This window comes from Spirochaetota bacterium (genome assembly GCA_040756435.1).
Lineage (GTDB): Bacteria > Spirochaetota > UBA4802 > UBA4802 > UB4802 > UBA4802.
The window spans coordinates 1-24,026 of record JBFLZD010000050.1; the positions used below are offsets into that span (position 1 = coordinate 1).

Annotated in this window: 20 protein-coding genes and 1 riboswitch; of the genes, 12 read left to right on the forward strand and 8 right to left on the reverse strand. The window is 38.2% G+C overall.

What is annotated here, in order from left to right; translation table 11 throughout:
* Nucleotides 1–215: transposase (locus AB1444_12745; GenBank protein MEW6527514.1), on the reverse strand; the 215-nt coding region annotated here is incomplete at its 3' end.
* A gap of 606 nt (nucleotides 216–821) precedes the next feature.
* Entirely contained in the window at nucleotides 822–947 is a 126-nt protein-coding gene (locus AB1444_12750) for a hypothetical protein (protein MEW6527515.1), read from the reverse strand.
* A gap of 102 nt (nucleotides 948–1,049) precedes the next feature.
* Nucleotides 1,050–1,113: riboswitch (Fluoride riboswitch) on the forward strand.
* A 25-nt stretch (nucleotides 1,114–1,138) separates the two neighbouring features.
* On the opposite strand from AB1444_12750, the gene AB1444_12755 reads away from it, so the two are divergent.
* Complete coding sequence (locus tag AB1444_12755) at nucleotides 1,139–2,944, forward strand: dynamin family protein (GenBank protein ID MEW6527516.1); 1,806 nt, start codon at nucleotides 1,139–1,141, stop codon at nucleotides 2,942–2,944.
* 436 nt (nucleotides 2,945–3,380) lie between these two features.
* On the opposite strand, the gene AB1444_12760 is transcribed toward AB1444_12755, so the two are convergent.
* Nucleotides 3,381–3,833, reverse strand: coding sequence for a hypothetical protein (locus tag AB1444_12760; protein ID MEW6527517.1), 453 nt, complete (start codon nucleotides 3,831–3,833; stop codon nucleotides 3,381–3,383).
* An 819-nt stretch (nucleotides 3,834–4,652) separates the two neighbouring features.
* On the opposite strand from AB1444_12760, the gene AB1444_12765 reads away from it, so the two are divergent.
* The gene (locus AB1444_12765; GenBank protein MEW6527518.1) at nucleotides 4,653–6,335 is read left to right on the forward strand and encodes a long-chain fatty acid--CoA ligase; all 1,683 of its coding nucleotides are present in this window, start codon (nucleotides 4,653–4,655) and stop codon (nucleotides 6,333–6,335) included.
* On the opposite strand, the gene AB1444_12770 is transcribed toward AB1444_12765, so the two are convergent.
* From AB1444_12770 to AB1444_12780, 3 genes are all read right to left on the reverse strand, one after another.
* Nucleotides 6,336–7,046, reverse strand: a complete 711-nt coding sequence (locus tag AB1444_12770; protein ID MEW6527519.1) for a 50S ribosomal protein L11 methyltransferase — start codon at nucleotides 7,044–7,046, stop codon at nucleotides 6,336–6,338.
* Nucleotides 7,047–7,134: 88 nt separating this feature from the next.
* Nucleotides 7,135–9,114: a [Fe-Fe] hydrogenase large subunit C-terminal domain-containing protein gene (locus tag AB1444_12775; GenBank protein MEW6527520.1), complete on the reverse strand. Its 1,980-nt coding sequence runs from the start codon at nucleotides 9,112–9,114 to the stop codon at nucleotides 7,135–7,137.
* Between the two features lie 92 nt (nucleotides 9,115–9,206).
* Entirely contained in the window at nucleotides 9,207–9,653 is a 447-nt protein-coding gene (locus AB1444_12780; protein ID MEW6527521.1) for a DUF3795 domain-containing protein, read from the reverse strand.
* A gap of 174 nt (nucleotides 9,654–9,827) precedes the next feature.
* Here AB1444_12780 and AB1444_12785 point away from each other — a divergent pair, with 174 nt between their 5' ends.
* Genes AB1444_12785 through AB1444_12800 form a run of 4 tightly spaced genes read left to right on the forward strand, consistent with a single transcriptional unit; the run spans nucleotide 9,828 to nucleotide 14,958 of the window.
* The gene (locus tag AB1444_12785; protein ID MEW6527522.1) at nucleotides 9,828–10,565 is read left to right on the forward strand and encodes a FadR/GntR family transcriptional regulator; all 738 of its coding nucleotides are present in this window, start codon (nucleotides 9,828–9,830) and stop codon (nucleotides 10,563–10,565) included.
* Complete coding sequence (locus AB1444_12790; GenBank protein ID MEW6527523.1) at nucleotides 10,562–13,063, forward strand: pyruvate formate lyase family protein; 2,502 nt, start codon at nucleotides 10,562–10,564, stop codon at nucleotides 13,061–13,063. Before AB1444_12785 ends, AB1444_12790 begins: the two co-directional genes overlap by 4 nt.
* A 9-nt stretch (nucleotides 13,064–13,072) precedes the next feature.
* A complete protein-coding gene (locus tag AB1444_12795) occupies nucleotides 13,073–14,086 on the forward strand; it encodes a glycyl-radical enzyme activating protein (protein ID MEW6527524.1) in 1,014 nt (337 codons plus the stop codon).
* Between the two features lie 26 nt (nucleotides 14,087–14,112).
* The gene (locus AB1444_12800; GenBank protein ID MEW6527525.1) at nucleotides 14,113–14,958 is read left to right on the forward strand and encodes a hypothetical protein; all 846 of its coding nucleotides are present in this window, start codon (nucleotides 14,113–14,115) and stop codon (nucleotides 14,956–14,958) included.
* Nucleotides 14,959–14,977: 19 nt separating this feature from the next.
* Here AB1444_12800 and AB1444_12805 read toward each other — a convergent pair whose 3' ends face one another.
* Entirely contained in the window at nucleotides 14,978–16,177 is a 1,200-nt protein-coding gene (locus AB1444_12805; protein MEW6527526.1) for a FlgO family outer membrane protein, read from the reverse strand.
* A gap of 697 nt (nucleotides 16,178–16,874) precedes the next feature.
* Between AB1444_12805 and AB1444_12810 the strand changes: the two genes are divergently transcribed.
* The 6 genes from AB1444_12810 to AB1444_12835 all read left to right on the forward strand — a co-directional run bounded on the left by AB1444_12810 (nucleotide 16,875) and on the right by AB1444_12835 (nucleotide 22,774).
* A complete protein-coding gene (locus AB1444_12810) occupies nucleotides 16,875–18,110 on the forward strand; it encodes a hypothetical protein (GenBank protein ID MEW6527527.1) in 1,236 nt (411 codons plus the stop codon).
* A gap of 3 nt (nucleotides 18,111–18,113) precedes the next feature.
* Nucleotides 18,114–18,995: a glycosyltransferase gene (locus tag AB1444_12815; protein ID MEW6527528.1), complete on the forward strand. Its 882-nt coding sequence runs from the start codon at nucleotides 18,114–18,116 to the stop codon at nucleotides 18,993–18,995.
* A gap of 447 nt (nucleotides 18,996–19,442) precedes the next feature.
* Nucleotides 19,443–20,087, forward strand: coding sequence for a TetR/AcrR family transcriptional regulator (locus tag AB1444_12820; protein ID MEW6527529.1), 645 nt, complete (start codon nucleotides 19,443–19,445; stop codon nucleotides 20,085–20,087).
* The gene (locus AB1444_12825; protein ID MEW6527530.1) at nucleotides 20,059–21,177 is read left to right on the forward strand and encodes a 4Fe-4S double cluster binding domain-containing protein; all 1,119 of its coding nucleotides are present in this window, start codon (nucleotides 20,059–20,061) and stop codon (nucleotides 21,175–21,177) included. The genes AB1444_12820 and AB1444_12825 overlap by 29 nt, the downstream gene beginning before the upstream one ends.
* A 20-nt stretch (nucleotides 21,178–21,197) precedes the next feature.
* Nucleotides 21,198–21,581, forward strand: a complete 384-nt coding sequence (locus AB1444_12830) for a DUF1330 domain-containing protein (GenBank protein MEW6527531.1) — start codon at nucleotides 21,198–21,200, stop codon at nucleotides 21,579–21,581.
* A 152-nt stretch (nucleotides 21,582–21,733) separates the two neighbouring features.
* Nucleotides 21,734–22,774 carry an enoyl-CoA hydratase/isomerase family protein gene (locus AB1444_12835; GenBank protein MEW6527532.1) on the forward strand — a complete coding sequence of 347 codons (1,041 nt, stop codon included), beginning with the start codon at nucleotides 21,734–21,736 and terminating at the stop codon, nucleotides 22,772–22,774.
* Here the strand turns inward: AB1444_12835 and AB1444_12840 are convergent.
* Complete coding sequence (locus tag AB1444_12840) at nucleotides 22,771–23,922, reverse strand: M20/M25/M40 family metallo-hydrolase (protein ID MEW6527533.1); 1,152 nt, start codon at nucleotides 23,920–23,922, stop codon at nucleotides 22,771–22,773. The genes AB1444_12835 and AB1444_12840 overlap by 4 nt on opposite strands.
* Between the last annotated feature and the right edge of the window lie 104 nt (nucleotides 23,923–24,026).

Genomic DNA, 24,026 nt, shown 5'->3' on the forward strand with positions numbered 1-24,026 from the left:
GTAGCACCACCTTCCACAGTTCTTATAAGCAAATGAATATGATTATCCATAATCTGATAATTGATAAGTTCAAAAGGATATTTTGCCTGTGCCAGCATGATGCAGTATTCAAATAGTGCTTTGATAGAATCTTCTTCCATCAAATTCTTGCATTCAATGATGCGGCTGGTAACGTGATAAGTAATGTTTGGTGCAATAAAACGAGGTTTACGCATGGTAGTTCCTCCCAAAGTAAATATGGTAAAAAAACGCTTTTGTGTATATACAACGCAGGAAAGTGAAAAATAGTAAAAAAAGTGATAAAAATTTTGAAAAAAAAAGTAATTTTTGGTGTCAGAGCAAGGTTTCTAACAAAGAAAACAAAACATTGGAGCAAGTACAATGGTGTCAGAGCAATAGTGGTTGGGCACATGGGGAAATGAACCCCACAGTGTATATCGTCACTATACTATAAAATCAGGGTAAGTAAGTGTACTCTGTATCTATGTGGTGTCAGAGCAAATTATCTGTGAAACTCCCGTAAATAAAAGGAATCAGAGCATAAGAGTAAAACAAGCAAAAATAAGGGGAGAGGTATAATCATCAGTAACTATTGCCCCATAGGTGTCAGAGCATAATAATCTACCACGCCAATGTTATTTAAATAAAAGTGTGGTGTCAGAGCAATAATTCAATAAATGCTTGTACTATTTCATTTCCTGTAAATAATAAACATTTATGGATACTATTGTGCAGGATAAAATCTTCCTATTGTCGATTGTGTGTGGCATAATATTTGGTGTTATAGCAGCAATTGCAGCATTCGTCAATTCATATGAAGGTTACAGCCACTTCCCAGAAATTTCAAGGTCCAAAAGGATTCGTTTGTCACTATCCATAGCATTAGGTGCTTTTTGTGTAGTAGTTGCAGGTATGTTTGTTGCAATGTTTTTTTTCAGATAGTTCATTACAGAATTATATCATACAACTTTTAAAAATTGTTGATAATTTATTGTTGATTTTATTTTCTGTTCTGTGTTTTCGTGCTACATTGGTAATAACCAATTAGTGTAATGTAAGGTGATGGAGTTCGCCTTAAACCGCCTGGATCAGGCTGATAACTCCTGTAGTATATTTTCATTACTAACAGGAGGTATATATGGGCGGCAATTCAGAAAAACAGATTAACATAGCCAGCCATAAGTTAACCCAAACCCTGTATAATATTCTCAATCTTATAGGACAGATGGGCAGTGAGTATGAGCCATACAAGATTAAGCTTGAAGAGATAGCACAGCGTTATTCACAGGGAAAAATCCATTTAGCAGTATTAGGGCAATTTAAACGAGGTAAGAGTTCTTTATTGAATGCACTGTTAGGTAAAAAGCTTCTTCCCACTGCAGTCATCCCCTTAACCTCAGTCCCCACGTACATCAGGTACAGTGAACATCCGTATGTCCATGTAAGCTTTGAGGGCAATAAAGCTGGTGATACATTATCATCAAAAGATCCACAGGAAATTCAGCAATTTCTTTCAATGTATGTATCAGAAGAGTCCAATCCCAATAATTCATTGCACGTTGAAGGAGTGGAGTTATATTATGATGCAGAAATACTGAAAAAAGGTGTGGTGCTTATTGATACTCCCGGAATTGGTTCAACTCATCACCATAATACCGAAGCAACTCTCAACTTTCTTCCACAGTGTGATGCGGCACTTTTTTTAATGTCCGCTGATCCACCTATTACCGAGGTTGAACTGGATTTTTTAAAGCAGGTTGTTATCAGGGTTAATAAAATCTTTTTTATACTCAATAAGATTGATTATCTCAGTCAGGGCGAGCTTGAAGAAGTTCAACGATTTATTGCCCGTGTTATTCGTAATAAAGCTGGTATACAGGAAGATATTGCACTGTATCCGGTATCTGCAAAGCTAGGACTTGAGGCAAAGCTTTCAAATAACTCAGAGTTGCTTTTAAAAAGCAGGTTTAATTATCTTGAGGAGCATATTGTTAGTTTCATGTCGCAAAAGAAAGAAAAAGTATTGCAGGCCAGTATCCCTCGTAAAAGTTTTGAAATTCTTGTCGACTTAGAAATGCAATTAAGATTATCTTTAAAAGCTTTTACCATGCCTCAGGAAGAACTGGAACATAAACGTATACTGTTTGATAAAACCATAAAACAGGCAGAACTGCAAAAAACATTTTCAGGTGATATTCTTGCCGGTGAGCGCAAACGCCTGCTGGAACTTTTAGAAGAGCAGTCGGAAAATTTGCGACAAAAAGCGCGGCATTATCTGGAATCTGTTGCTAACAGTTGCCTTTATGAAAAAAATACCATTGATGAAAATGCCATAACACAGGCGCTTGCATTAGCCATACCAGGGTTTTTTGAACATGAGCTTGGCCAGATGTCGCGCTTTTTTGATGCTCATGTAGCACAGGTTATTGCAACTCATCAAAAGAGAGCAAGTGACATTATTGATTCAGTTAGGAAAGCTGCATCAGATTTATTTGATATTCCGTTTATTCCTCATGCGCCCATTACTGGTATGGAAGTTACTAAAGAACCGTACTGGGTAATGCATCAGTGGCGATATTCCTATATGGCTATACCTGAGGAACTTATTGATAAACTACTACCAAAGAGTGTGCGGATCAAGCGTATCAAAAAACGCATTGACCGACAGATTCATGCATTGGTTCTCAATAATGTAGAAAACCTACGGTGGGCAACAGTACAGAATTTGGATTCAACATTCCGTACCATCATGTTGAATATTGATGAGCAGTTTGCTCATGTTATAACTATTACCCGAAAAGCAATTGATGTGGCTATACAAAAGAAACAAACATACGCCAGTGAAGTTGCCGGGCAAATTACACATCTTGAACAATTGATTGCTGCACTGGTAGAACATAAAAAGCACATAGCGTTGTTTATCAAGGATTCTGAAACGGTGTAATACTGATGCACACCGTAATGGTTTATCATGTGGACGATAGCTCTTAGCATTCATCAATTGCCAGAAATGTTTTATCCTTCCATGATCATACTGCAGTAGCTTTTTACCAGCATTTCTACTTCTTTAGGCTGGACTATCAATTGCAAGCACCTTTTTTGCAAACTATTGCAAGCATTGTTTTCCGATTGTAAAAAGGGAATTCAGTATTCCGTTTAGAAGATATATTCAGATATTGTGCTTATTTCTTTTTTTATTAGCAAATAATGCTGATTTAAGAATAAAGTTTATCACAAAATAAAAAAATGTAGCCTCATATAACACATCCTTTAGAGTGTATGAAAGCAAAAAAATTAAAGGAGGCAGTGTGCAGATATACTTTTAGCAACGTAAAAGTATAGTTTATCTTATGTTATTAAATTACCTTTAGCTGTGACGGCTATTGGGTGGCAAGTTTCACTAATTCCGGGGGTGGTCCCCAGTAAAATTGACAACACGGGATGCCTTCTTCTAAATAAAATGAAAATGTGTAGCCACTAAAACGATAGTTATCGGTATTATCCTCACTGTCTAAGGCATCAAGATAATCATACAGATAATTCTCTACACAATATGCTATAATCTTAGCTAGTGACATCTTACAGACTTTGCGCACATCCATCACAAACTCATACTCATTTTCATACAAATACAGATGCACCCGCTTCCAGGTGTGGTACCGTTTCCTATACTGTAACCGTGTGTAGCTTTTTACAGGGATGTGTTTATACGACAGTACATAGTTTATGAAATTTATAATAAACGTATGAAGCGATAGTTTACGGATAGTGGCATTTTCTTGTAAAAGCTCTAAGTGTGCATAGGCAATGCAGGTAGTCGTTTCTATATTCATAAATTTCCTCCAAAGTATATATGACACAACAATACTATTATTGAAACAAATTTCAACTACTAAATGTATGTGGTAAAAAATAAAAAAACAAGTATTACGGGATTCCTTCAAGTAATTAGAATTGTAAATATATAAGTGAATAAAAAGTGTACATAATTTTGAGGAAAAATGTCTTTAATAAAAAAAGCTTTTTCTTTTGCACTTTTTTATAATGCTACCTGGACAAAAAAAAGTGCATAGTATAACAATGTAGTGGGATTGTTTTTTTACAGTGTAATAAGCAGCAAAAGCGGGAAAATAAGAAAATTGACTATGACAAAGAAGAATATTCGGAGTTATTGAAGCAGCCATCAAAGGACCAAAACACTGTTATATGAGGGATAGTGGAGATAGTCAGTGAGATGCCACAAAAAATTATAAAAAAACAAAACATTTGGTAATGGGACAGAATTTGCCTATCACAAGAAATTAGAGGGAATACTTGAATGTGATATTTATTTTGCCTATCCAAATTGTGCCTTGTAACGAGGAATTGCGGAAAATACAAACAGATTATATCGATATTTTTTGCCAGAGAAAAAAGTTTTTCTCTTTTAAATGATGAGGAAATTGAAAGTATAAATAAGATGATATGTATACGTCCAGGAAAGCCTAAAGAATGGAAATCTTTGTATGAGGTTTTAATGGTGTAGCTAAATGGTGCACTACTAACATGAATTTGTAAAGCATAAAAAATAAATAAAAATATTTTTATTGACAAATACAAATTAATATAAATATAATACAATATAATGTTTATACAAAATAGGAGATCAAAATATGAAATCACCCTATGCATCTAAACCATGGTTGAAACACTATGATCCAGGTGTGCCAGCAACAATACAATACCACCAGACCCCGCTGCATACGATGCTAGAAAACAGTGTCAATGAATTTCCGCATAACACAGCACTTATTTTTGAAGGTTACAGAGTTAGCTATGCTGAACTCTTTGACATGGTAAAGAAATTTGCCTCATTTCTTGATTCAATTGGCGTCAAAAAAGGGGATGTTGTTGCAATTCTGCTTCCCAATATGATTCAGACTGTAGTAGCCTACTATGCTACTATAACCATTGGGGGCATTGTTGCAATGTGTAATCCATTGTATAGTGACAGGGAGCTTGAATATCAGTTTAACGATTCGGGTGCAAAGGTTTTGGTATGCCTTGATCTATTAGCAAATAGAATGATTAAGCTTAGATCTGTCACCGGCATAAAGCATATCATTTATGCTTCTATTGGTGACTATCTCCCATTCCCCAAAAATATTCTTTTTCCTCTTGTGGCACGTAAAAACAATATGAAAGCAGATGTGTACCCCGCACCCGATGTGTGCCACTTTACCTATTGCCTTAAGGTGTCAAAGCCAAATCCTCCACAGGTAGAAATTAGCTTTGATGATGTTGTTGCCTATCAGTATACCGGTGGCACAACAGGTGTATCAAAGGGAGCTATCTTAACACACCGCAATTTAGGCTGTATGGTGCAGATGTATGAACAGTGGTTTAAAACCAACCGTGGCCAAGAGATTGCAATGGCTGCACCACCCATATTCCATGTGTTGGGTATGTCGGCTGCGATGAATCTTCCACTGTATATGGGATGGACCATAGTGCTCATACCAAAGCCACAGCCAGAAAATCTGCTTAAAGCCATACGACTGTATCGCCCAACCATGTCGCCGCTGGTGCCTACCATGTATGTGGGTATGCTGCAGCATCCTGATTTAAAGAAAACCGATATGACCTGCTTCAAGCTGTTAACATCAGGTGGTGCTTCATTACCGGTTGAAGTATTGCAGGAATTTAAAAAGCTTACCGGCGTTGAGATTAATGAAGGCTTTGGCATGACCGAAACCTCACCACAGACACATCTCAACCCGTACAAGGGGAAGAAAAAACCGGGAAGCATTGGCATCCCGTATCCTGATACCGATGTTAAAATCGTGGATCTTGAAACGGGAACAAAAGAGGTGCCGGTGGGCAAACCCGGTGAGATGCTTTTCCGCGGTCCACAGGTAACACAGGGGTATCATAATAAACCTGAAGAAACCAAAAAGGCTTTTACCATGGATGGATTTTTAAAATCCGGTGATATAGCGTATATGGATAAAGATGGATACTTCTTTGTTGTTGACCGCAAGAAGGACCTCATTATTTCAGGTGGATACAATATATATCCACGTGAAATTGAAGAAGTGCTGTATCAGCATGAAAAAGTTGCTAAATGCGCTGTTATAGGCATACCTGATACAAAACGTGGGGAGAACGTAAAAGCGTTTGTTGTTTTGAAAGAAGGTATGAGTGCAACCCCTGATGAGTTGCTTGATTTCTGTAAAGAGCGCCTGGCTAAATATAAATGGCCTGTTGAAATTGAAATCAGAAAGAGCTTGCCTGAATCCAATGTTGGCAAGATTCTTAAAAAGGAATTACGTACTGAAATAACAAAGAAGAAATAATTACTGTTTTTGAAACACACCGGCAAACCAGCCCTGGCTGGTTTGCCCATCGTTCAGGATGCAGTTATATTTTTTAAATGTTTCTATAACCTCATGGTGCCGTTCATCAATAATACCGCTGACAATACAATATCCCTGGGATTTAAGCATTGAACTGAATCTGGGGACACTGGCAATAATAAGTGCAGTCATGAGGTTTGCAGTAATGCAATCGTACATTCTTTCTGGTTTAAAGCTCTGTATATCGCAACACTGTACATTAATGGGAAATCTATTACCAATATTTTTACGAGCACATTCATAGGCCTGCACGCTTGCATCAAATGCATCAATATGTTTAACACCCATAACCGCAGCAGCTATCGCCAATATTCCTGTACCTGTGCCCGCATCAAGCATGCTGATTTCATCAAGCTTTTTTGCAATTCCAGTGTGCAATGTTTCGGCAAGTAACGCTAAACACATATACGTGGTGGGATGTTTGCCATTGCCAAATGCGTGTATATATGGCAAACTGAATTCATAGCGGGTAACTGGCTCATGTAACGCCTGTACAAAATCAATGGCAATGGTATTTTCTGAAACATGTATCTTAGCTTTATCACTACCATAGACTGCTTGAGGAACTATCGCCTCAAATTCTTCTCTTATTACTTCAAAATAGGATAGTGTGCTAAATCCAGTTGTGCGCTTATCAAAAAAAGGAAACATTGTAAACCCTAATTTGTAATTTTATTATATCTATATTAATGAATACAATACCAATTATCAACACTTTTATGCGATAGTTACTAACAATTTAACCCACCGGAAGTGTAATGGTGAATGTTGTTCCTTTCCCAACTTCACTCTCTACATTAATTGTTCCATCGTGTTGGCGGATAATTCCAAACACCACGGCAAGCCCAAGGCCCGTGCCCTTGCCCTGTGGCTTGGTTGTGAAAAAGGGATCAAAGATTTTATTAATATTTTCTTCAGATATTCCGCAACCGGTATCGGCAACCTTTATGATGACCGCATTATTTGCATTATCATACTGTGTAGAAACGGTTATTGTACCACCATCAGGCATGGCATGAGCAGCATTTTCGGCTAAGTTATTTATTACCGAACGCATGTGATTGCTGTCAAGCATCATAAGTGGCACGGCAGTATCAAGATGACGTACAATAGTTATAGATCTAAAACTCATATGATTTTGCAATATTGAAAGCGCAGAATCAATGATTTCGTTAATATTTGCTAAAGCTTTTTCTGATTTTGTTTCACGAGCAAAGTTGAGTAAACCTTTTACTATTTCTCTACAGCGCAACGTTTCTTTGATGATGATGTGTAAATCTTCTTCAAAATCGCTGTCCTTTAGATCTTCTAAAAGCAGGCTGGCGTATGACAATACTCCTGTAAGGGGGTTGTTTATCTCATGGGCAATGCCTGATGCCATTCTGCCAAGGGAAGCAAGTTTTTCAGATTGAATAAGCGCATTTTTTGTGTCCATTAGATCCTTATACGATTGCTGCAGTTGTTGTGCAGTGGCTTTGAGCGAGTCGATGGTATAGGGTAAGCACATCTCACTTTCGGCCATGCCCATATAGATAGCAATCGCGTGATCCACACAGGTATCATATCCACAAGCTCCGCAATTAAGCTCATCCTCAGGCTTGTATTTTCCTAACCGTTCCAAAATTGATTGTACCGCTTCACGGGTTGGTCTGGGAAAACGCTTGTCGTTTTCATTAAAATGGATTTTGCATTGCAGATTGCCATATTGTTCAATATATTTTTGCCATTCTTCTTCATTGAAGTGAGTATATCTTTTTTTCACGTAGTTGCTAAGGAGTGCACGTCGTGAAAAATGATTCATAGTGGTTGTCATACCAGGGCCCATAATGCAGCCATTGCAACATAGGATTTCCATTAATTTTATATTGTGTGGATTTTCTTCAAATTCTTTAAGGGTGTGAACAAACTGTTTGGTACCATCAGTTGCAAAAATGTTATTTTCCAGTAAATCCTCATTCATGTCAGCTGCCTGTAACATTCCACGCCCCAAAGGAAAAAGCATCCCCTTGCCTGAATGAGGAGGGTCAAAATCAGATGGATGAACTTCGGATGGATGGATTGCGTATGAATCAAACAATTCTCGCAATTCAGCAAATGTTAATGCTTCGGTAATTATTTTCCTAATATCAGGCCTTGATGCTTCGCCTTTTTTTGCCAGGCATGGTCCAATAAAGACCACGGGGATATCATTGCCATGGATTTTTTTTATAACTTCACCCATTGCAACCATTGGGGAAGGTATGGATGGAAGATATGCAATAAGCTTTGGATGGTATTTTTCTATATAATTGACTATCGCAGGACAGGAAGTTGATATGTATGTATTATCAGGATTATTGTATACTAAGTGTCGGAACATCATTGCAACAATATCTGCACCAAAAGCAACTTCATACACGTAAGTAAAACCCAAATTTCGCAGCATCCCTACAAATACGGTATGGTCAATATCATAAAACTCTGCAGCAAAACTGGGAGCCACACAGGCTGCAACAGGTTTACTTGATGCAAGTAAGTATAAAACGGTGTCTTTGGAATTATGTACCTTTTTTGCCTTCTGCGTGCATACCTTAACACAATTGCCGCAGCCAATACAACGATCGTAAATAACTTCAGCCTGACCGTTATAAATACGTATTGCCTTTGCGGGACATTCACGCACACAGGTATAACAAACCCTGCACTTTTCTTTGATTGTTTGTACTAATGGTATTTCCATGTTATACGCACTTAGATAGACTGCAGAAAAAAAGATAGCACATAATTAATTCTTATAAAATTAATTATGTGCGATAGTTACTGGTAAGCAGCCTATACTGGAAATGAAAGCATTGCTCCGCAATTTCTGCATTTTCGTGCGCCGCGAAACTGTACGCGTCCACATTCACTGCATGAAAATAATTTTTCCTCAGTTTTTATCCATTCCGTGGTACCCAGTGCTTTCCAACTGGGGACAGCTCGTAACATCTGGTGCTTAGCTTCTTCAAAAGGGAAAGAGTTGATGGTGTCACAGGGGAAATCGGCGCACTGATAGCATCCCTCTACTTGTTTTGCAGTAGCACAGCTTTTAATGGAGCACACTTTGCAAAAGTCAAAAACGGTATCCGAAAGGCAGCCGTGGCAGTGTAATTTTTCAGCAGGAACTCCATATACTCTGGATAATTTCTCTTTGAGGATAGAATCGTCATGTATTGTTGCATAATGAATGCCACATACACCGCAGTACAACCCGCATGGTGATAAAAGTTCTTTGTTCATGGCAAAGCTCCTTATAATTGGGAAGATGATTATATCGTACCTTGTATAGGAACAGTTGGCAAGGATTATATCATGAATATCTTAACAAATAAAATTTTATAAAAAAATCTTGACATTGAACCTCCCGTGTACTACTTTGGTTGGTGGTAATACCACCAACCATATCGAGGTATTATGTACTTAGAACCCTTAAAAACCGATAGTCTGGTAGAAGCGTTTGTAAAACGCTTTGAGGAACTCATTATATCAGGCAAACTCACTATTGGTCAAAAAATACCATCCGAGCGAGAGCTTGCAAAACAACTTGGTGTAAGCCGCCCTGTTGTCCATGAAGGACTTATTATCTTAGAGCAAAAAGGACTTGTGACAATACGGCCACGCCATGGGGTAACCGTCAATGACTATCGCCGGCAGGGTTCGCTTGCCATTTTGCAATCTCTTGTTTCGTATGCTACTGGTCAGCTTGAGCCACATATCTTAGAAAGCTTGCTTGCCACCCGCACGCTCATTGAGCTTGAAACAGTAAAACTTGCAGCACAACACAGAACACAACACCAGCTTGATGAATTCAGGGCGATAGTTACTGAGGAAGAATCGCTTACGCACACACAGACGCAGGCAATAGTGGATGTTGATTTTAAATTTCACCATCTCATTGCACTGGCAAGCGGTAATGTGGTGTATCCGTTACTCCTGAATTCATTCCGCCAGGTGTATACCAACCTTACGTATCAGTTCTTTCTTGATATCAGTGTTGTTGATTTTGTTTTTACACACCATCAAAAACTTGTAGGAGCTATTGCCCAAAAAGATAGCAAAAAAGCAGTACAGATAATGTCGTCATTGCTTGATCATGGGCAGCGTCATCTAAAAACATTTATACAAAAGCAACAATTAAAGGAGGCACTATGAGCCAGACATCACCTAAGGCACAATTAAAACAGCCAAAAAATTTATCACCTCGTATTCAGTGGCTTCGTGATTATTACTTTAAGGGTGCAGAAAGGAAATGGAATAATGAGTATAAATGCTTTACCACAGGAACACCGTGGGATGCACAATTTAACGAAATGACATTTTACATTGTACCTGAAACCTACACGCTGATGCAAACCATGTATCAGTCATTCAGAATGGCAGCATATAAGGTAGATGTACCCAAAGACTTTTATTCATGGAGCATCCCTGAGCGGCGCGCGTGGTTTAATAAAGAAGTAATGGTTAACTACCTACCACATGAAATTTTACCGGGCGATTTGATTGCTGGTGCACGGTTTAATATACAGACATCGTTTTGCCTTACCAAAAGTGAGATGAAAAAGCGTACTCGAATGGTGATGGGAAAAAACGGTGCACGTGCAAAGATGAAATGGTTTCATGACCACGGGTTTGGTAACGCGGGTGCAACCAGCGGCCATCTGATTCCTGATTATCAAAAAGTATTACAGAAAGGATTTAAAGGGATTTATTCTGAAATTGAAGGCTTTTATAATGAACTATCGCCCAAAGAAAGAAAAGGCAAAAAAGGCGCAGTGCTTCGTGCCATGATGACAGCAGCTACCATGCCCCGTGATGTTGCTCTGCAGTATGCCAAAGAATGCAGGCAGCGTGCACAGGAAGAATCTAACGCTTCACGCAGGGAAGAACTTTTACAGATGGCTACAAATTTAGAGCGTGTACCGTGGGAACCTGCAACTACCTTCTGGGAAGCTGTACAGGCGTTGTGGCTTACTCACATGCTTGTCATGAGCGATGAAAATTATCCTGGACCCGGTGTGTCATTTGGTCGCATTGACCAGTATCTGTATCCGTACTGGCAGTACTCTCTGACAAAGGGGATGGACCGCGAATTTGGCAAAGAGATATTAAAATGCTTTTTTATACACGCTAACACAGCATACGATGCCATGGTACGCACGGGGAATAACGGTATCACATCCGGTTATGGCCAACTCATAACGCTTGCCGGCTTAGGTAAAGATGGCAATGATAGGGCAAATGATCTTACCTTTGCATTCCTTGAAGTCATTGATGAGATGTCGCCTATCTTAGAGCCAAAACCCAATATCAGGCTCCATCAAAAAAGCCCCGATGCACTACTTGATAAAGTTGTGGATATGATTGCTTCATGCCAGGGCGCACCATTTTTACTCAACTTTGATGAGCGTTCAATGGCAGGGATGATACGTGAGGCAAAGAAAGCTGGTATACAGCATTTAATAAACGAAAATAATGTGTACGATTATGCACCTGTTGGGTGCCTGGAAAATACCATGGTTGGCAATGACCGCTCGGGCACAGTGGATAATAATTTAAACCTGGCAAAGGCAATTGAGCTTGCATTAAACAATGGGAAGGATTTTTTCCCGTTTACTGACCCGGTAACCGGTAAAGTGGAACCAGTAAAACAGATTGGACCAAAAACAGGTGATCCCCGTACATTCAAAACCTTTGATGAGTTCTGGAAAGCATATGAGGTGCAGACAAGGTTTATCATAAAAAAGATTGTGGAACTGTATGAAGAATCTGAACGTATACGTGCACAGTACCATCCAACCCCATATTTATCATGCCTGGTAAAAGGCTGTGCTGAGACGGGCAAAGATATTACCCAGGGTGCTGCAGAAATAAGCTTTACCACGCTTGAAGCGGTAACCTATGCAACAACGGTGGATTCGCTTCTTGCTATTAAATATATGGTGTATGACAAAAAAGTTTGTACCATGGATGAACTAATCAGGGCACTGATGGCAAACTGGGAAGGCTATGAATATTTACAATCAATTGCAAAGAATAGAGCACCAAAATACGGACGTGATGATGACGAAGCTGATGCCATGGGACGTAAGGTTATGGAGCTATGGACTGAAGAAACCTGGAAACATAAAACACAATCAACAGGCAGGCAGTTTAGACCCGGTATGCTTTCATGGAATTACTGGGTAGGTGATGGATATATATTGCCTGCAACTCCTGATGGCAGGAAAAAGGGTCAGTTTTTATCAAATGCAATATGCCCGGTTAACGGTGCTGACATCAATGGTCCCACAGCCAATGCAAATTCTGTTGGCAAGGTATTGGGTGGCAAGGACAACCCTGGTGATTTTAAAGGATATGGTAACCTTCTTCCTAACGGTGCAAGCCATACTATCACATTTAATCCTTCAATATTAAAAGACCCTGAGCACAGGGAGAAGTTCAAAGCGTTTTTACGCGGGTATGCAATTAACGGTGGTACTGCATTGCAGATTAATATGCTTGATCCAGATATGCTGCGCGAAGCACAAAAACATCCACAGGATTATCGGCACCTGCTTGTCAGAGTAACCGGATATAACGCATACTTTGTTTCCATAGGTAAGGAATTACAGGATGAGGTTATTGCTCGCGTTTCGCATAACAGGTTTTAGGAGATAGTTATGACTATTGATTCCACTGGCATAGTACTTGAAATACAGCGCATGTCTACTGAGGATGGCCCGGGTATACGCTCTACGGTGTTTATGAAAGGCTGCCCCCTCAAATGTGTGTGGTGCCACAATCCTGAAAGTATACATCCAAAACCCCAGGTGCAATGGATTGGTGCTCGATGCATTGGATGTAAAACGTGCGTGCAAGAATGTCCCAATGGAGCACTGACATTTGATGATGGCATACATATTAATCGCAATGTGTGTAAAGGATGTGGTAGGTGTACTGAAGTATGTCCGTCAACTGCCATGGAGCTTTTAGGAAAACGGTGGAGTGCTGATTCACTGGTACAGGAGCTTTTAAAAGACAGTGCATATTTTGGCACTTCGGGTGGTGGTATTACCATTTCAGGTGGCGAAAGCACCTTCCAGGCTCATTTTGTAAAAAAGGTACTGGTGGAACTAAAACATCATGGCATTCACACTGCAATTGACACCTGTGGGATATGCAACCAGCATACGCTTGATATGTTGCTACCCCATGTTGACCTGGTATTGTATGACATAAAAGAGATGGATCCTGCTAAACACCAGGAGTTTACTGGCAAGTCAAATTATAGAGTTCTTAGCAATATTAGATATATTCTTTCATTTATGAAAGAGCATCTTTTCCCACGTGAGGTGTGGATACGCACACCGCTTATTCCGGGGAAAACAGCCCGTGATGAAAATATCGTGGCTATAGCTCATGAAATAAATGAATTGCTATCTATTAATCCAAAAGCTATTACCCGCTGGGATTTATGTGCATTTAATAATCTATGCAAGGACAAGTATACACGCTTGGGGTTACAGTGGGAACTGGCACACACGCCACTTTTAACAAAAGAAGAGCTTGATCATTTTGGAACGATAGCAAAGCAGCATTGCAGTAATGCGGCAATTGTAAAAACAAGCGGTTCAACACGTATAGAAGATGATGAAGCGCCGCTAGTAAAACCAAAGAAAAAGTTAGGATGCTGATAGATAGTATATATGGAGGTATATATATGAAAACAAGAAAATCATTTACCATTGATGAAATTGCAAGCATAAGGCCAAATGAAAAAATTGCACTTGTTGCAACAATAAATGATGAAGGGTTGCCGCATATAACGTTACTTACATCATTACTGGCACTGGATGATACACACATGGCACTGGGTGAATTTTCAAAAGGTGTAAGCAAAGAATATATAAAGAAAAATAATAACATAGGTTTTTGCATACTTACTATGGCTATGGATATGTGGCGCGGGAAGGCACGCTATACGCACAGTGCCAAGGAAGGTCCTGAGTATGAAATGTTCAATGAGTTTCCTATGTTCAGGTACAATACATACTTTGGTATCAATACTGTGCATTATTTTGATTTAATTGAGGCAAATGAAAAGGAACGCTTGCCTTTAGCAGCTATTGCCAAATCTGTTGTTGCTACTCTTTGTTCAAAATGGGCTGCAAAACAGAAAAAAGCTGAAAAGCCGCTAGATACACCAGGCTTTGAACTTTTTAACAGGCTGGATGCGCTTAAATTTGCTGCATGGATTGACAGTGATGGTTTCCCTAAAATAGTGCCGGTATTGCAGGCAAAGGCCAGCGACCCCAGTACTATAGTCTTCTCACCCTTAGCTTACCGTGATGAATTGTTGCAGTTAAAGGAAGGCACCCCGGTTGCTGTCTATGCTCTGACAGTGAAGATGGAAAATATTCTTACTCGTGGCATATTTAAGGGCTACAGGCGATATGCAGGTTTTAAGCTTGGTATGTGTGATATCAACTGGGTATATAATTCCATGCCACCGGTGCATGGCCAGATATATCCACAAATTCCACTTGAAGCGGTGAAGGATTTCTAAGACAGGTAATACGGTATATTCATTTCTTCTTTATCTTTTTATTCATCTCTTTAATGATGACATCTTTCAGTACGTACGCTTCTGCTGCATGATCAGAATCTATTTCTATGGCTTTGTTGCAATCATTCAGTGCTTTTGAATACTGCTTTTCATCAAAGTATACTTCAGCTCTATCTATCCAGTATCCAATTGATGCGGGGTTGATTTCTATTGCTTTATTATAATCCATTATTGCCTTATCATTATTACTTTTTATTGCATACCAGATATAACCGCGCCAAGAATATGCTTCAGCTTCATTGGGATTAAGGGCAATGGCCTTGTTTAAATCTTCCATGGCCTTATCATATTCTTTTTTAAAAACATACAACTCGCCACGTTCAATGTAATATGATGCTATCTCTGGATTAAGCTCTATTGCTTTATCAAGATCTTCATTGGCACAATCATACTGTGGTTTAGCAAATTTATAAGCAATGGCTCTATTATAGTAAGCTGCGGCATATTCCGGATTTAACTCAATTGCCTTATCGTAATCGCGCATTGCATTGTCATAATTTCCTTTCCTGTAATAAGCAATACCACGATAAAGGTATGCACAGGCATATTCAGGATTATGTGCGATAGTTCTGTTAAAAAATTCAATTGCCATGCTATATTTACCATTATTGTAATATTCAATACCACGTTTAAAATTCTCAAATGCTTTTTGATCAATCCCTGATGGGATAGCATTGATATTATCATCATTGCCCTGCCAGTCCCTTTTTATCATAACATTGCTACTTGCAATTATCTTCCCGGTCACAATATCAATAGCCCGAACATTGACCTCTATTTGACTGCCGGTTATATAGGTAAATGATCCTGTAACAATAACATTAACAGCCGCCAATTTTCCTAACTGCCTGGCGCTATCAGTATCAATAATTCCAGACATCTGCAATGCGTGTTCATTTAAAATTGCTTCAAGCTTATTACGCTCAACAACTGTAACATTTTTATTAACAGCAAAAAAAGTAATAATGCGTTCCTGAATTATAGAAGAAGCTGGTTGAGACTTGCCATTAGTACATGAAAATTCAATAACAGCAATAGTTTTATTTTGTAATTGTTGGCCAATACTTAACACCATGTCCTGAAGACTTTCCTGTGCAAATATTGGGTTAGATAAAAAAAAGAATACAAAGACAATCACTACAGTTTTCACTATTTTCATAGAACATCCTTCAAAGTGTTATTGATGATATTTAGTATACTATTCATTGAAATGATAACAAAATTTTCAATAATTATTCCTAAATGTGGAAATTTGAATAAAATATAAAATAGTGTACACCCGGGGCCGTCTCAAAAAGAAACGGTAGGGCATGCAATGGCGTGAGCGCAATGTCATTGCGAACGAAGTGAAGCAATCTCAATGCCCCTCAAAAGCAAGATTGCTTCGTCACTTCGTTCCTCGCAATGACAGGAAGGCAAAAGTCATTGCAAAGAGGTGTCTTTTGGGACACCCACGGTGTACACTATATTCATTATGAAATTTTTAAGGAATTATTGCTACAAAATTTTTATAATTTTTGCATTAATACCATCTTTATAAATAAGAAAAATGCAATTATTAAAGCAAAAAAAGATCTAGTCATATAGAACATTTTTCTGCTTTTACTCTAAAAGCGAATCCCTTAAACAGCCATTTCCCTATAAGCAAAGTAGTTCCCTTATGATGAAGGGAAGAAGAATATAAACATAAAACAAGTATTTATGTATAATAATTTCACCAGGCCGTGAATGTTACTCGCTTGAACTATTTTTTATTTGACAACCATATATTTATACCTTATATTACTTATAAATACCATAAAACTATTCCTTCATTCACCCACAGATAGAAAGTAAAATAAATCACGAGGGTAGCCATGAAAACAATAAACACATGTTTACTATTGATTTTTTCTTTAATGCTATTAATACCATTAGGCTGCAGCAATGACAATAATACTGCAATTGTGGTAATCAATTTAGGATTGACTCAACAGGCACATCATTTTCCATTTTTTGATAAAATTCTACATTTTTTGATGTCACCTGTATATGCAGCACCACCAACAAATATAAGTGATATAACTGTTACTATTACAGCTTCAGATTTTTCACCTATTACAAAAAACTATTCACCGCCGTTTGGTGTTTTTAAAATAGAAGTTCCTTCAGGAATACAGCGTACCATAGAAGTTTTAGCTAATACTCCTTCAGCCACTCTGCGTGGTGTTGCCATTGTTGATCTAGAACCAGGAGAGCAGTCAGTAGATATATACATGCATTTATATCAGACAAAAATTATAATACCTGATTATAATAATTATAGGCTTGTTCAGATTGATGATATGGATGGGAGCGGGTTTATTGCAATAAATGCTGGCAGTATCGGATTTAGCGGAACCTTTGCACCCTATGATGTGGATTTTGATGATATTGGGAGAATATATATTGCCAATTATGCTTCAGGTTATGAAAATATTATTCGCATTAATGATGCCACTTCATCATCATCTGTAGTAATAAATACTGCTGACTTTGAAATTAGTACTGTTGCAGTTGATAGAATAAGAAATTATATATATTTTGCTGATTGGCAAACATTATACAGATGTAACCTTGATGGGAGTAATTTAAAGCAAGATTTTGATACTGGCAGCATGACCTATTTTGAAGCTATTTCAGTTGATGATAATGGCAATCTATTCATATCATGTTACTATCCATCTGATTATTCTATTGTTAAGTTTAATCCAAACATAGGAAATGGTCAAATAATTGCACATTCCCCTTTGGTAAGCTATAAATATTGGGATGTTATTTTCAAAAATGCTCAATGCATTGCTGCATACGATGATACGAGTGGTTTAAATGATGCTATAGTAATTCTTAATACATCAAACTTAACTATTGTAAACCAATATGGAACAGGAACAACAAACTCAAATCCATTGCCCGGTCAGTTCTGGGGCCCACGCAGATTTGTTGCCATATTGAATGAAAATTTTTATCTAATTGATGAAGGTGTGGGGGATAATCTTGTTTCATTTTCCAATCTAAATTTTGAAAATTGGCAACGATATGCTGACAGCTTTACTTTTTTTTCATATTGTTAATGTGTGAATATAATTTTTTATACATCCGGCATTTCAGGTACAGGACGCCTGATAACAGGTATTGCTATTTATAATGCATTACAGCGCAGAAATATTGATTGTACCTTTACAATGATAACTCATAGTACCTCTGGATGCCTTGCAGAAGAATTAGGCATTGAACATGTGTACCTGCCTCTTGAAAATGAAGCTCAACTTTCAAAAAAGCATTATCATACTTCACTATTATATCATACACTTTCAGTACTTAAACCTGATGTTTTAATTGTGTATTTACAATGGTTTACTGTCTGTGAATTTTTGGATGAGTTACCATGCAAAAAGATATTTTTAGTACGTCAGATTGATAAACGATTTTTTAATATTGAAACACCAGAAAACTATTATGAATTTAATCCACGACAGTATTCATCTATTATTTCCATTGAACCATATGATCATCCTTTTGAGGTAATGCACATCAATCCAATAATAATCAAAAATCCTGATGAAATTTTACCAGCTCATAGTGCCAAACAAAAACTAAATGTACCAGATGATAAACCCGTTTGCTGTATATCGATAAGCGGATATGAATCAGAATCCGAAATATATAATAAGTATTATGATGAAAATATACGAAAGAAATATTATTGTATCACTTCAAGTAATTATAATACTGATTTGCTTTTTCCCATTGTTGACTATTTCAATGCCTTTGATCTTGTTATATGTGGTGCAGGATATAACTCATTCTGGGAAACAAGATTTTTTAACAAGAAAGCAATAACAATACCATTTAAACGAGTTTTTGAGGATCAGTTTTATAGAGTTAATAATTTTTCAGAATTTACTTTTTCAACAAATGGTGCCGACCAGTTTGTTGATATTATATTGTATATTTGATAATTAATATAAATTAAGAAAATCACAAATTGCTTTCTTATTCCTTTTTTCTTTTTATCACATTTATACTATCACAATTTTCATTCTTTCATCATAAAAATTAATCACCAATTATTCCTAAATGTGGAAATTTGAACAAAATATAAAATAGTGTACACTCGGGGCCGTCTCAAAAGAAACGGTAGGGCATGCAATGGCGTGAGCGCAATGTCATTGCGAACGAAGTGAAGCAATCTCAATGCCCCTCAAAAGCAAGATTGCTTCGTCACTTCGTTCCTCGCAATGACAGGAAGGCAAAAGTCATTGCAAAGAGGTGTCTTTTGGGACACCCACGGTGTACACTATATTCATTATGAAATTTTTAAGGAATTATTACTGAAAATTAATTATTGACATTATATATGCAAAGAATAAAATGTACCAAATGGTCAGTACAGGTTGTTTAGTATGGCAACAAAAGGTGTATCAACAAAGCAAACAATAATTAACCACATCATTGAGCATGTTCACCTCAATGGTTTTTTTGAAACAAGCCTCAGCGATATTATAGCTATTACTGGAGTTAAAAAAGGGAATTTATATTTCCATTTTAAAAATAAAGAAGAACTAATTTTAGAAGTACTCAAAGAAGCACATCGGCAGTATCAGGAATATCTTGCGTCATATACTGAAAAGGTTTCAGATCCTTTACAAAAAATTGAAACAATGCTTGATGCAGTATCGTCATACCATAGAAAACGAAAATTCAAAGGTGGGTGTATCTTTGGGAATATCGCAATGGAAATGTCTGATAAAAATACAGACTATCGAGGATTCATCCATGATGTTTTTCAGCAGTGGATTAACTGGACTGCAACACAGTTAAAGACTGCTGTAGATAATGGGCAATTATCTGCCAGCACACCAGTACAGGAACTATCGCACCATATTATTGCTGCACTTGAGGGGGGAATACTTTTGTCAAAAGTGACAAAAAATCCTGATGACCTGAATGCTGCTATTCGTGGTTTAAAAGAGTTATTGCATTACTATAAAATCAATAAAGGTTCAAAACGGGGGAATAATGCTGTCAAAACAGGAAATAATAGATAAGGCAACACAACTGCAATTTGATGATATTGGGTTTGCAACAGCAGAGCCCTTTGATGAACATAAGCGGTTTTTAACAAAGATACCTGACAATTTTACGTGGGCAAGCGTGTTTGGCTTGCCACTTGAAGAGGGATGCAATCCTCAAAGCATACTTCCGCAGGCAAAGACCATTATTGTGCTCATTGAAAACTATTTTAAATTTTCGTTTCCTAAATCAATGGAACCTTACTTTGGACGTTGCTATATGGATGATGATCGTGTAACTAAGGATGGGTTGACCGTCAGAATACGACAGTTTGTATCCTTCCTGCGTGAACATGGTCTTCAGGCAAAAGTGACATTTTCCATTCCACAAAAGGCTGCTGCAGCCAGGGCAGGTATTGGAAATTTTGGTAAAAACTGTTTGCTGTATGCTAAAAGCGCAGCATGTGGCAGCTCGTGGATAAGCCCTGTTACTATTATTGTAGATAGGGAGTTTGAGGCAGATGAACCAGCTACCGGTATTGGATGCCCACAATGGTGCCGTAATGCCTGTGTTGCTGCATGCCCCACACGAGCGTTAAAAGGCAACTGTACTATTGACTCAAAGCAATGTATTTCATTTCTGACATATTTTGGGCAGGGTATTACTCCGCGGGAGCTTCGAGAACCAATGGGCACGTATATATATGGTTGCGACCGTTGCCAGGAGGTGTGTCCCAGGAACAGAGCATGGATGGCACAGGTGCTGCCACTAAATCCGCGTGTAGCAGCAAAAGAGCAGTACTTTGATATTGTAAAGCTTTTGTATATGGATGAAGACTATTACCAGCATTTTATTCAGCCTCACATGTTTTATATGCCTGTGGGTGATTTGTGGCGCTGGAAGATGAATGTAGCACGTGCCATGGGAAACAGCTTAAACATGGACTATGTCCCCCAGCTGATCAAAGCGTTTGAAGAAAATACTGACGAAAGGGTGCGCGGTATGATTGCGTGGGCTTTGAGCAAATTAGGCGGGGTAGAAGCAAAACATGCCCTCCTGAAGTGGAGAAACAGTGCTACAGCAGCAGTAAAAGAAGAGATTGAAATGGCATTACAGTTTTTTTAAATTTAACTAATGGTAAAAAAATGAATACGGTTAATCCAACAGATGAGCAGATTGCGCTTATTACAAATAAATACAATGACACACCATTTGTCATGGTAAATCTTTTAAAATTTAAATGCGATAGCTCTGGGAAAAAGAGTCAGCACTTATATCATCAATATACAAGGAAAGTATTACCACTTATTAAGTCAATTGGTGCTCGTGTTGTGTTTTATGGTGCAATGAAGGATATTTTCATAGGTACTGCGGATGAAATATGGGATGAAGTACTTTGTGTTTATTATCCATCAGGGAAATTATTTTTACATATGATTGCTCAGGAAGAATACCAGAATGCAAATAAGCTTCGTGAGGAAGCACTGGAAAAATGTATATTGATGATATCTGATATGGCTTCAATGTGATGATGAATGCTAAATTAGCCGTATAGCCGGGTGCTGGTGTGTCTTGCAATTTGAAGAGATGATGGCTATGCCATATGCAATGGTTGCCGCATAAGCTTTGAGCAAGATTATGGAGTACATTCTTCTGTCCCTATACTACCATGGTGGATGCTATGAGTGAGGATGTAATAGTAAAACGCAATCCCGCATCACTTTCAATTGTTCTAAACAGGCCACAGGCAATAAATAGCTTAACTCTTCCAATGATAGAAACCGTTACCCGCGCATTACAAAAGGCAGCTAACGATGATTCACTATTTTTTATTATAGTATACGGCAATGGCACTAAAGGGTTTTGCGCGGGTGGTGATATAAAGAAGCTGTATCAGGCCTCGGTTAGTGGCGATAGTAACTACATAAAAGAGTTTTATACCAAAGAATATGCGCTGGATTACCTGATACATAGCTATCCAAAACCTGTCATAGTGTTTGCACACGGTATTACGATGGGTGGTGGCATGGGAATTGCAGCAGGCGCAACGCGTGTTGTGGTGACAGAGCATACTGTTATGGCAATGCCCGAAGGGCGCATTGGCTTTTTTCCTGATGTAGGGTCAACGGGATGGCTTTTTACAAAATGTAAAAAAGGCTATCCACACTATTTAGCACTCACTGGCGATACGCTTGTAGGTAGTGAATGCGTGCATGTGGGATTGGCACAGTATCAGGTACTATCGCACACATTAACCGACTTGATTGAAAAGCTTGAAACGGTAGTGCCCTATACAGCCAATGTGCTGAACATGCTTGATGTAGTGATAAAAAACTATTCAATACCGGCACACAGTGACAATGCATATAAAGACAGATGGGTTGCACGGTATTTTGACAATAAACCGCTTAACAGGATTTTGCATTCACTGACACAATGTAAAAATGAACAATATTTATGTAATGGCGTTTTTACACGCGTTGCAGAGCGTTCACCCACATCACTTGTCATGACTGATCTTTTGCTGAAAGCAAATCAAGGCAAGCCCCTTGATGAAGTATTTGCACGCGAACTAAAAGCTGCAATGTTTATGACGCTGCACCATGATTACCGTGAAGGGGTCAGAGCCAGGTTACTAGACAAGGATAATGCACCGCGATGGAAGCCATCTACAATAGAGGATGTTGATGTTGGCAAGCTTTGGGAAGTGATAGATGCCTAAAACGTAGCAATCACGTTACTCAATGTTTTAATCATGGTTTGAATATTATCCATGGATACACGTTGCAGGTTATCTTTTGGGCTATGCAATCCACTTACACCATCCTTTTCATTTGCAAAGCCAACAGTAATGGCAGGGATGCCTTTGCGCATAAACATGATGGAATCATCGGTAAGTTTTGGCAATGTGCCAATATTCTTTTTTGTTACCAAAATATATGCTTTTGCAAGCTTTTCAATCAGGTTGCTATCGGCCCTGTAAAATGAAAGCATAACCCCTGCTTTGTGCCAGTACACCATATTTCCAGGCTCACCAACAAGTTCTAAATTTATGACCGATAGTTCCTGCGTTCTTTTTCTTGAGAGAAGACTTTTAACATAGTAGTTTGCTCCCTGCAGGTTAATCTCCTCGCCAGTAGTAAATACAATCTCCACATTTACAGTATTGTTCACTGCACCATGCTTAATAGTATGAGCAAGCCCCAGGAGAGTAACAACGGATGAAGCATTGTCGATAGCTCCTGAGGATTGCTGCTTTAATACAATAAATCCACCCATGGCAACGGCAACCATCAGCCACTCGATAATGAACAGAATGACAATGCCAATCACAGAACGCCTGAACAATGGCTTTGCCAATAGTGTAATTTTTTTTGAAAGCGCTACCCAGAGTACTATGAGTAATCCCACAAGAATGCTTGGTACAATAAATTGGTATATCTTTGCGCGTTGCAGGTGATCAAAGATATCGGTTTTTGAATCATAGTGGGCAACAAGGATAAGTGTGCGTGTGGTTTCAGGATTGGGAAATTTTACAATTATATTGCTGCTTTCCCTGGGAACAATCCATGAAATAACAGGTTTTACAAGCTCAAATTCGCCTATAAGGATACAGGGGATTGCTACAAGAAAAACAAGCGCAAACAGAGGTTTTTGCTTTTTTATGCACCATGCAAACAGCAGTGCAAGAATAAAACATGAAAGCCCTGCAATAAGCATATTGTACGGATATATGGTAACATGCTGCACTTCAAAAGGTATACCATACTGAGCAAGGGTATCCTGTAAAAATTGGGAAACCGTATCCAGTGTATCACTATGGTTGGGACGCGGAATGGAAATATGTTTTAGAATCTCATACAGGTTCATAAGGAATAGTATGAGTAAATAATTTAGTAATGCAATAATAATTTAATTTTTTAATTTTAATAATAGATAACACAATATAGTATTTATATATATATATTAATTTT

Coding starts and splice junctions, on each gene's coding strand:
- AB1444_12790 (MEW6527523.1), top strand. CDS start 10,562: ATGAGCCAGACATCACCTAAGGCACAATTAAAACAGCCAAAAAATTTA.
- AB1444_12840 (MEW6527533.1), bottom strand. CDS start 23,922: ATGAACCTGTATGAGATTCTAAAACATATTTCCATTCCGCGTCCCAAC.
- AB1444_12785 (MEW6527522.1), top strand. CDS start 9,828: ATGTACTTAGAACCCTTAAAAACCGATAGTCTGGTAGAAGCGTTTGTA.
- AB1444_12800 (MEW6527525.1), top strand. CDS start 14,113: ATGAAAACAAGAAAATCATTTACCATTGATGAAATTGCAAGCATAAGG.
- AB1444_12825 (MEW6527530.1), top strand. CDS start 20,059: ATGCTGTCAAAACAGGAAATAATAGATAAGGCAACACAACTGCAATTT.
- AB1444_12775 (MEW6527520.1), bottom strand. CDS start 9,114: ATGGAAATACCATTAGTACAAACAATCAAAGAAAAGTGCAGGGTTTGT.
- AB1444_12755 (MEW6527516.1), top strand. CDS start 1,139: ATGGGCGGCAATTCAGAAAAACAGATTAACATAGCCAGCCATAAGTTA.
- AB1444_12765 (MEW6527518.1), top strand. CDS start 4,653: ATGAAATCACCCTATGCATCTAAACCATGGTTGAAACACTATGATCCA.
- AB1444_12780 (MEW6527521.1), bottom strand. CDS start 9,653: ATGAACAAAGAACTTTTATCACCATGCGGGTTGTACTGCGGTGTATGT.
- AB1444_12805 (MEW6527526.1), bottom strand. CDS start 16,177: ATGAAAATAGTGAAAACTGTAGTGATTGTCTTTGTATTCTTTTTTTTA.
- AB1444_12835 (MEW6527532.1), top strand. CDS start 21,734: ATGAGTGAGGATGTAATAGTAAAACGCAATCCCGCATCACTTTCAATT.
- AB1444_12770 (MEW6527519.1), bottom strand. CDS start 7,046: ATGTTTCCTTTTTTTGATAAGCGCACAACTGGATTTAGCACACTATCC.
- AB1444_12795 (MEW6527524.1), top strand. CDS start 13,073: ATGACTATTGATTCCACTGGCATAGTACTTGAAATACAGCGCATGTCT.
- AB1444_12750 (MEW6527515.1), bottom strand. CDS start 947: ATGAACTATCTGAAAAAAAACATTGCAACAAACATACCTGCAACTACT.
- AB1444_12830 (MEW6527531.1), top strand. CDS start 21,198: ATGAATACGGTTAATCCAACAGATGAGCAGATTGCGCTTATTACAAAT.
- AB1444_12760 (MEW6527517.1), bottom strand. CDS start 3,833: ATGAATATAGAAACGACTACCTGCATTGCCTATGCACACTTAGAGCTT.
- AB1444_12810 (MEW6527527.1), top strand. CDS start 16,875: ATGAAAACAATAAACACATGTTTACTATTGATTTTTTCTTTAATGCTA.
- AB1444_12820 (MEW6527529.1), top strand. CDS start 19,443: ATGGCAACAAAAGGTGTATCAACAAAGCAAACAATAATTAACCACATC.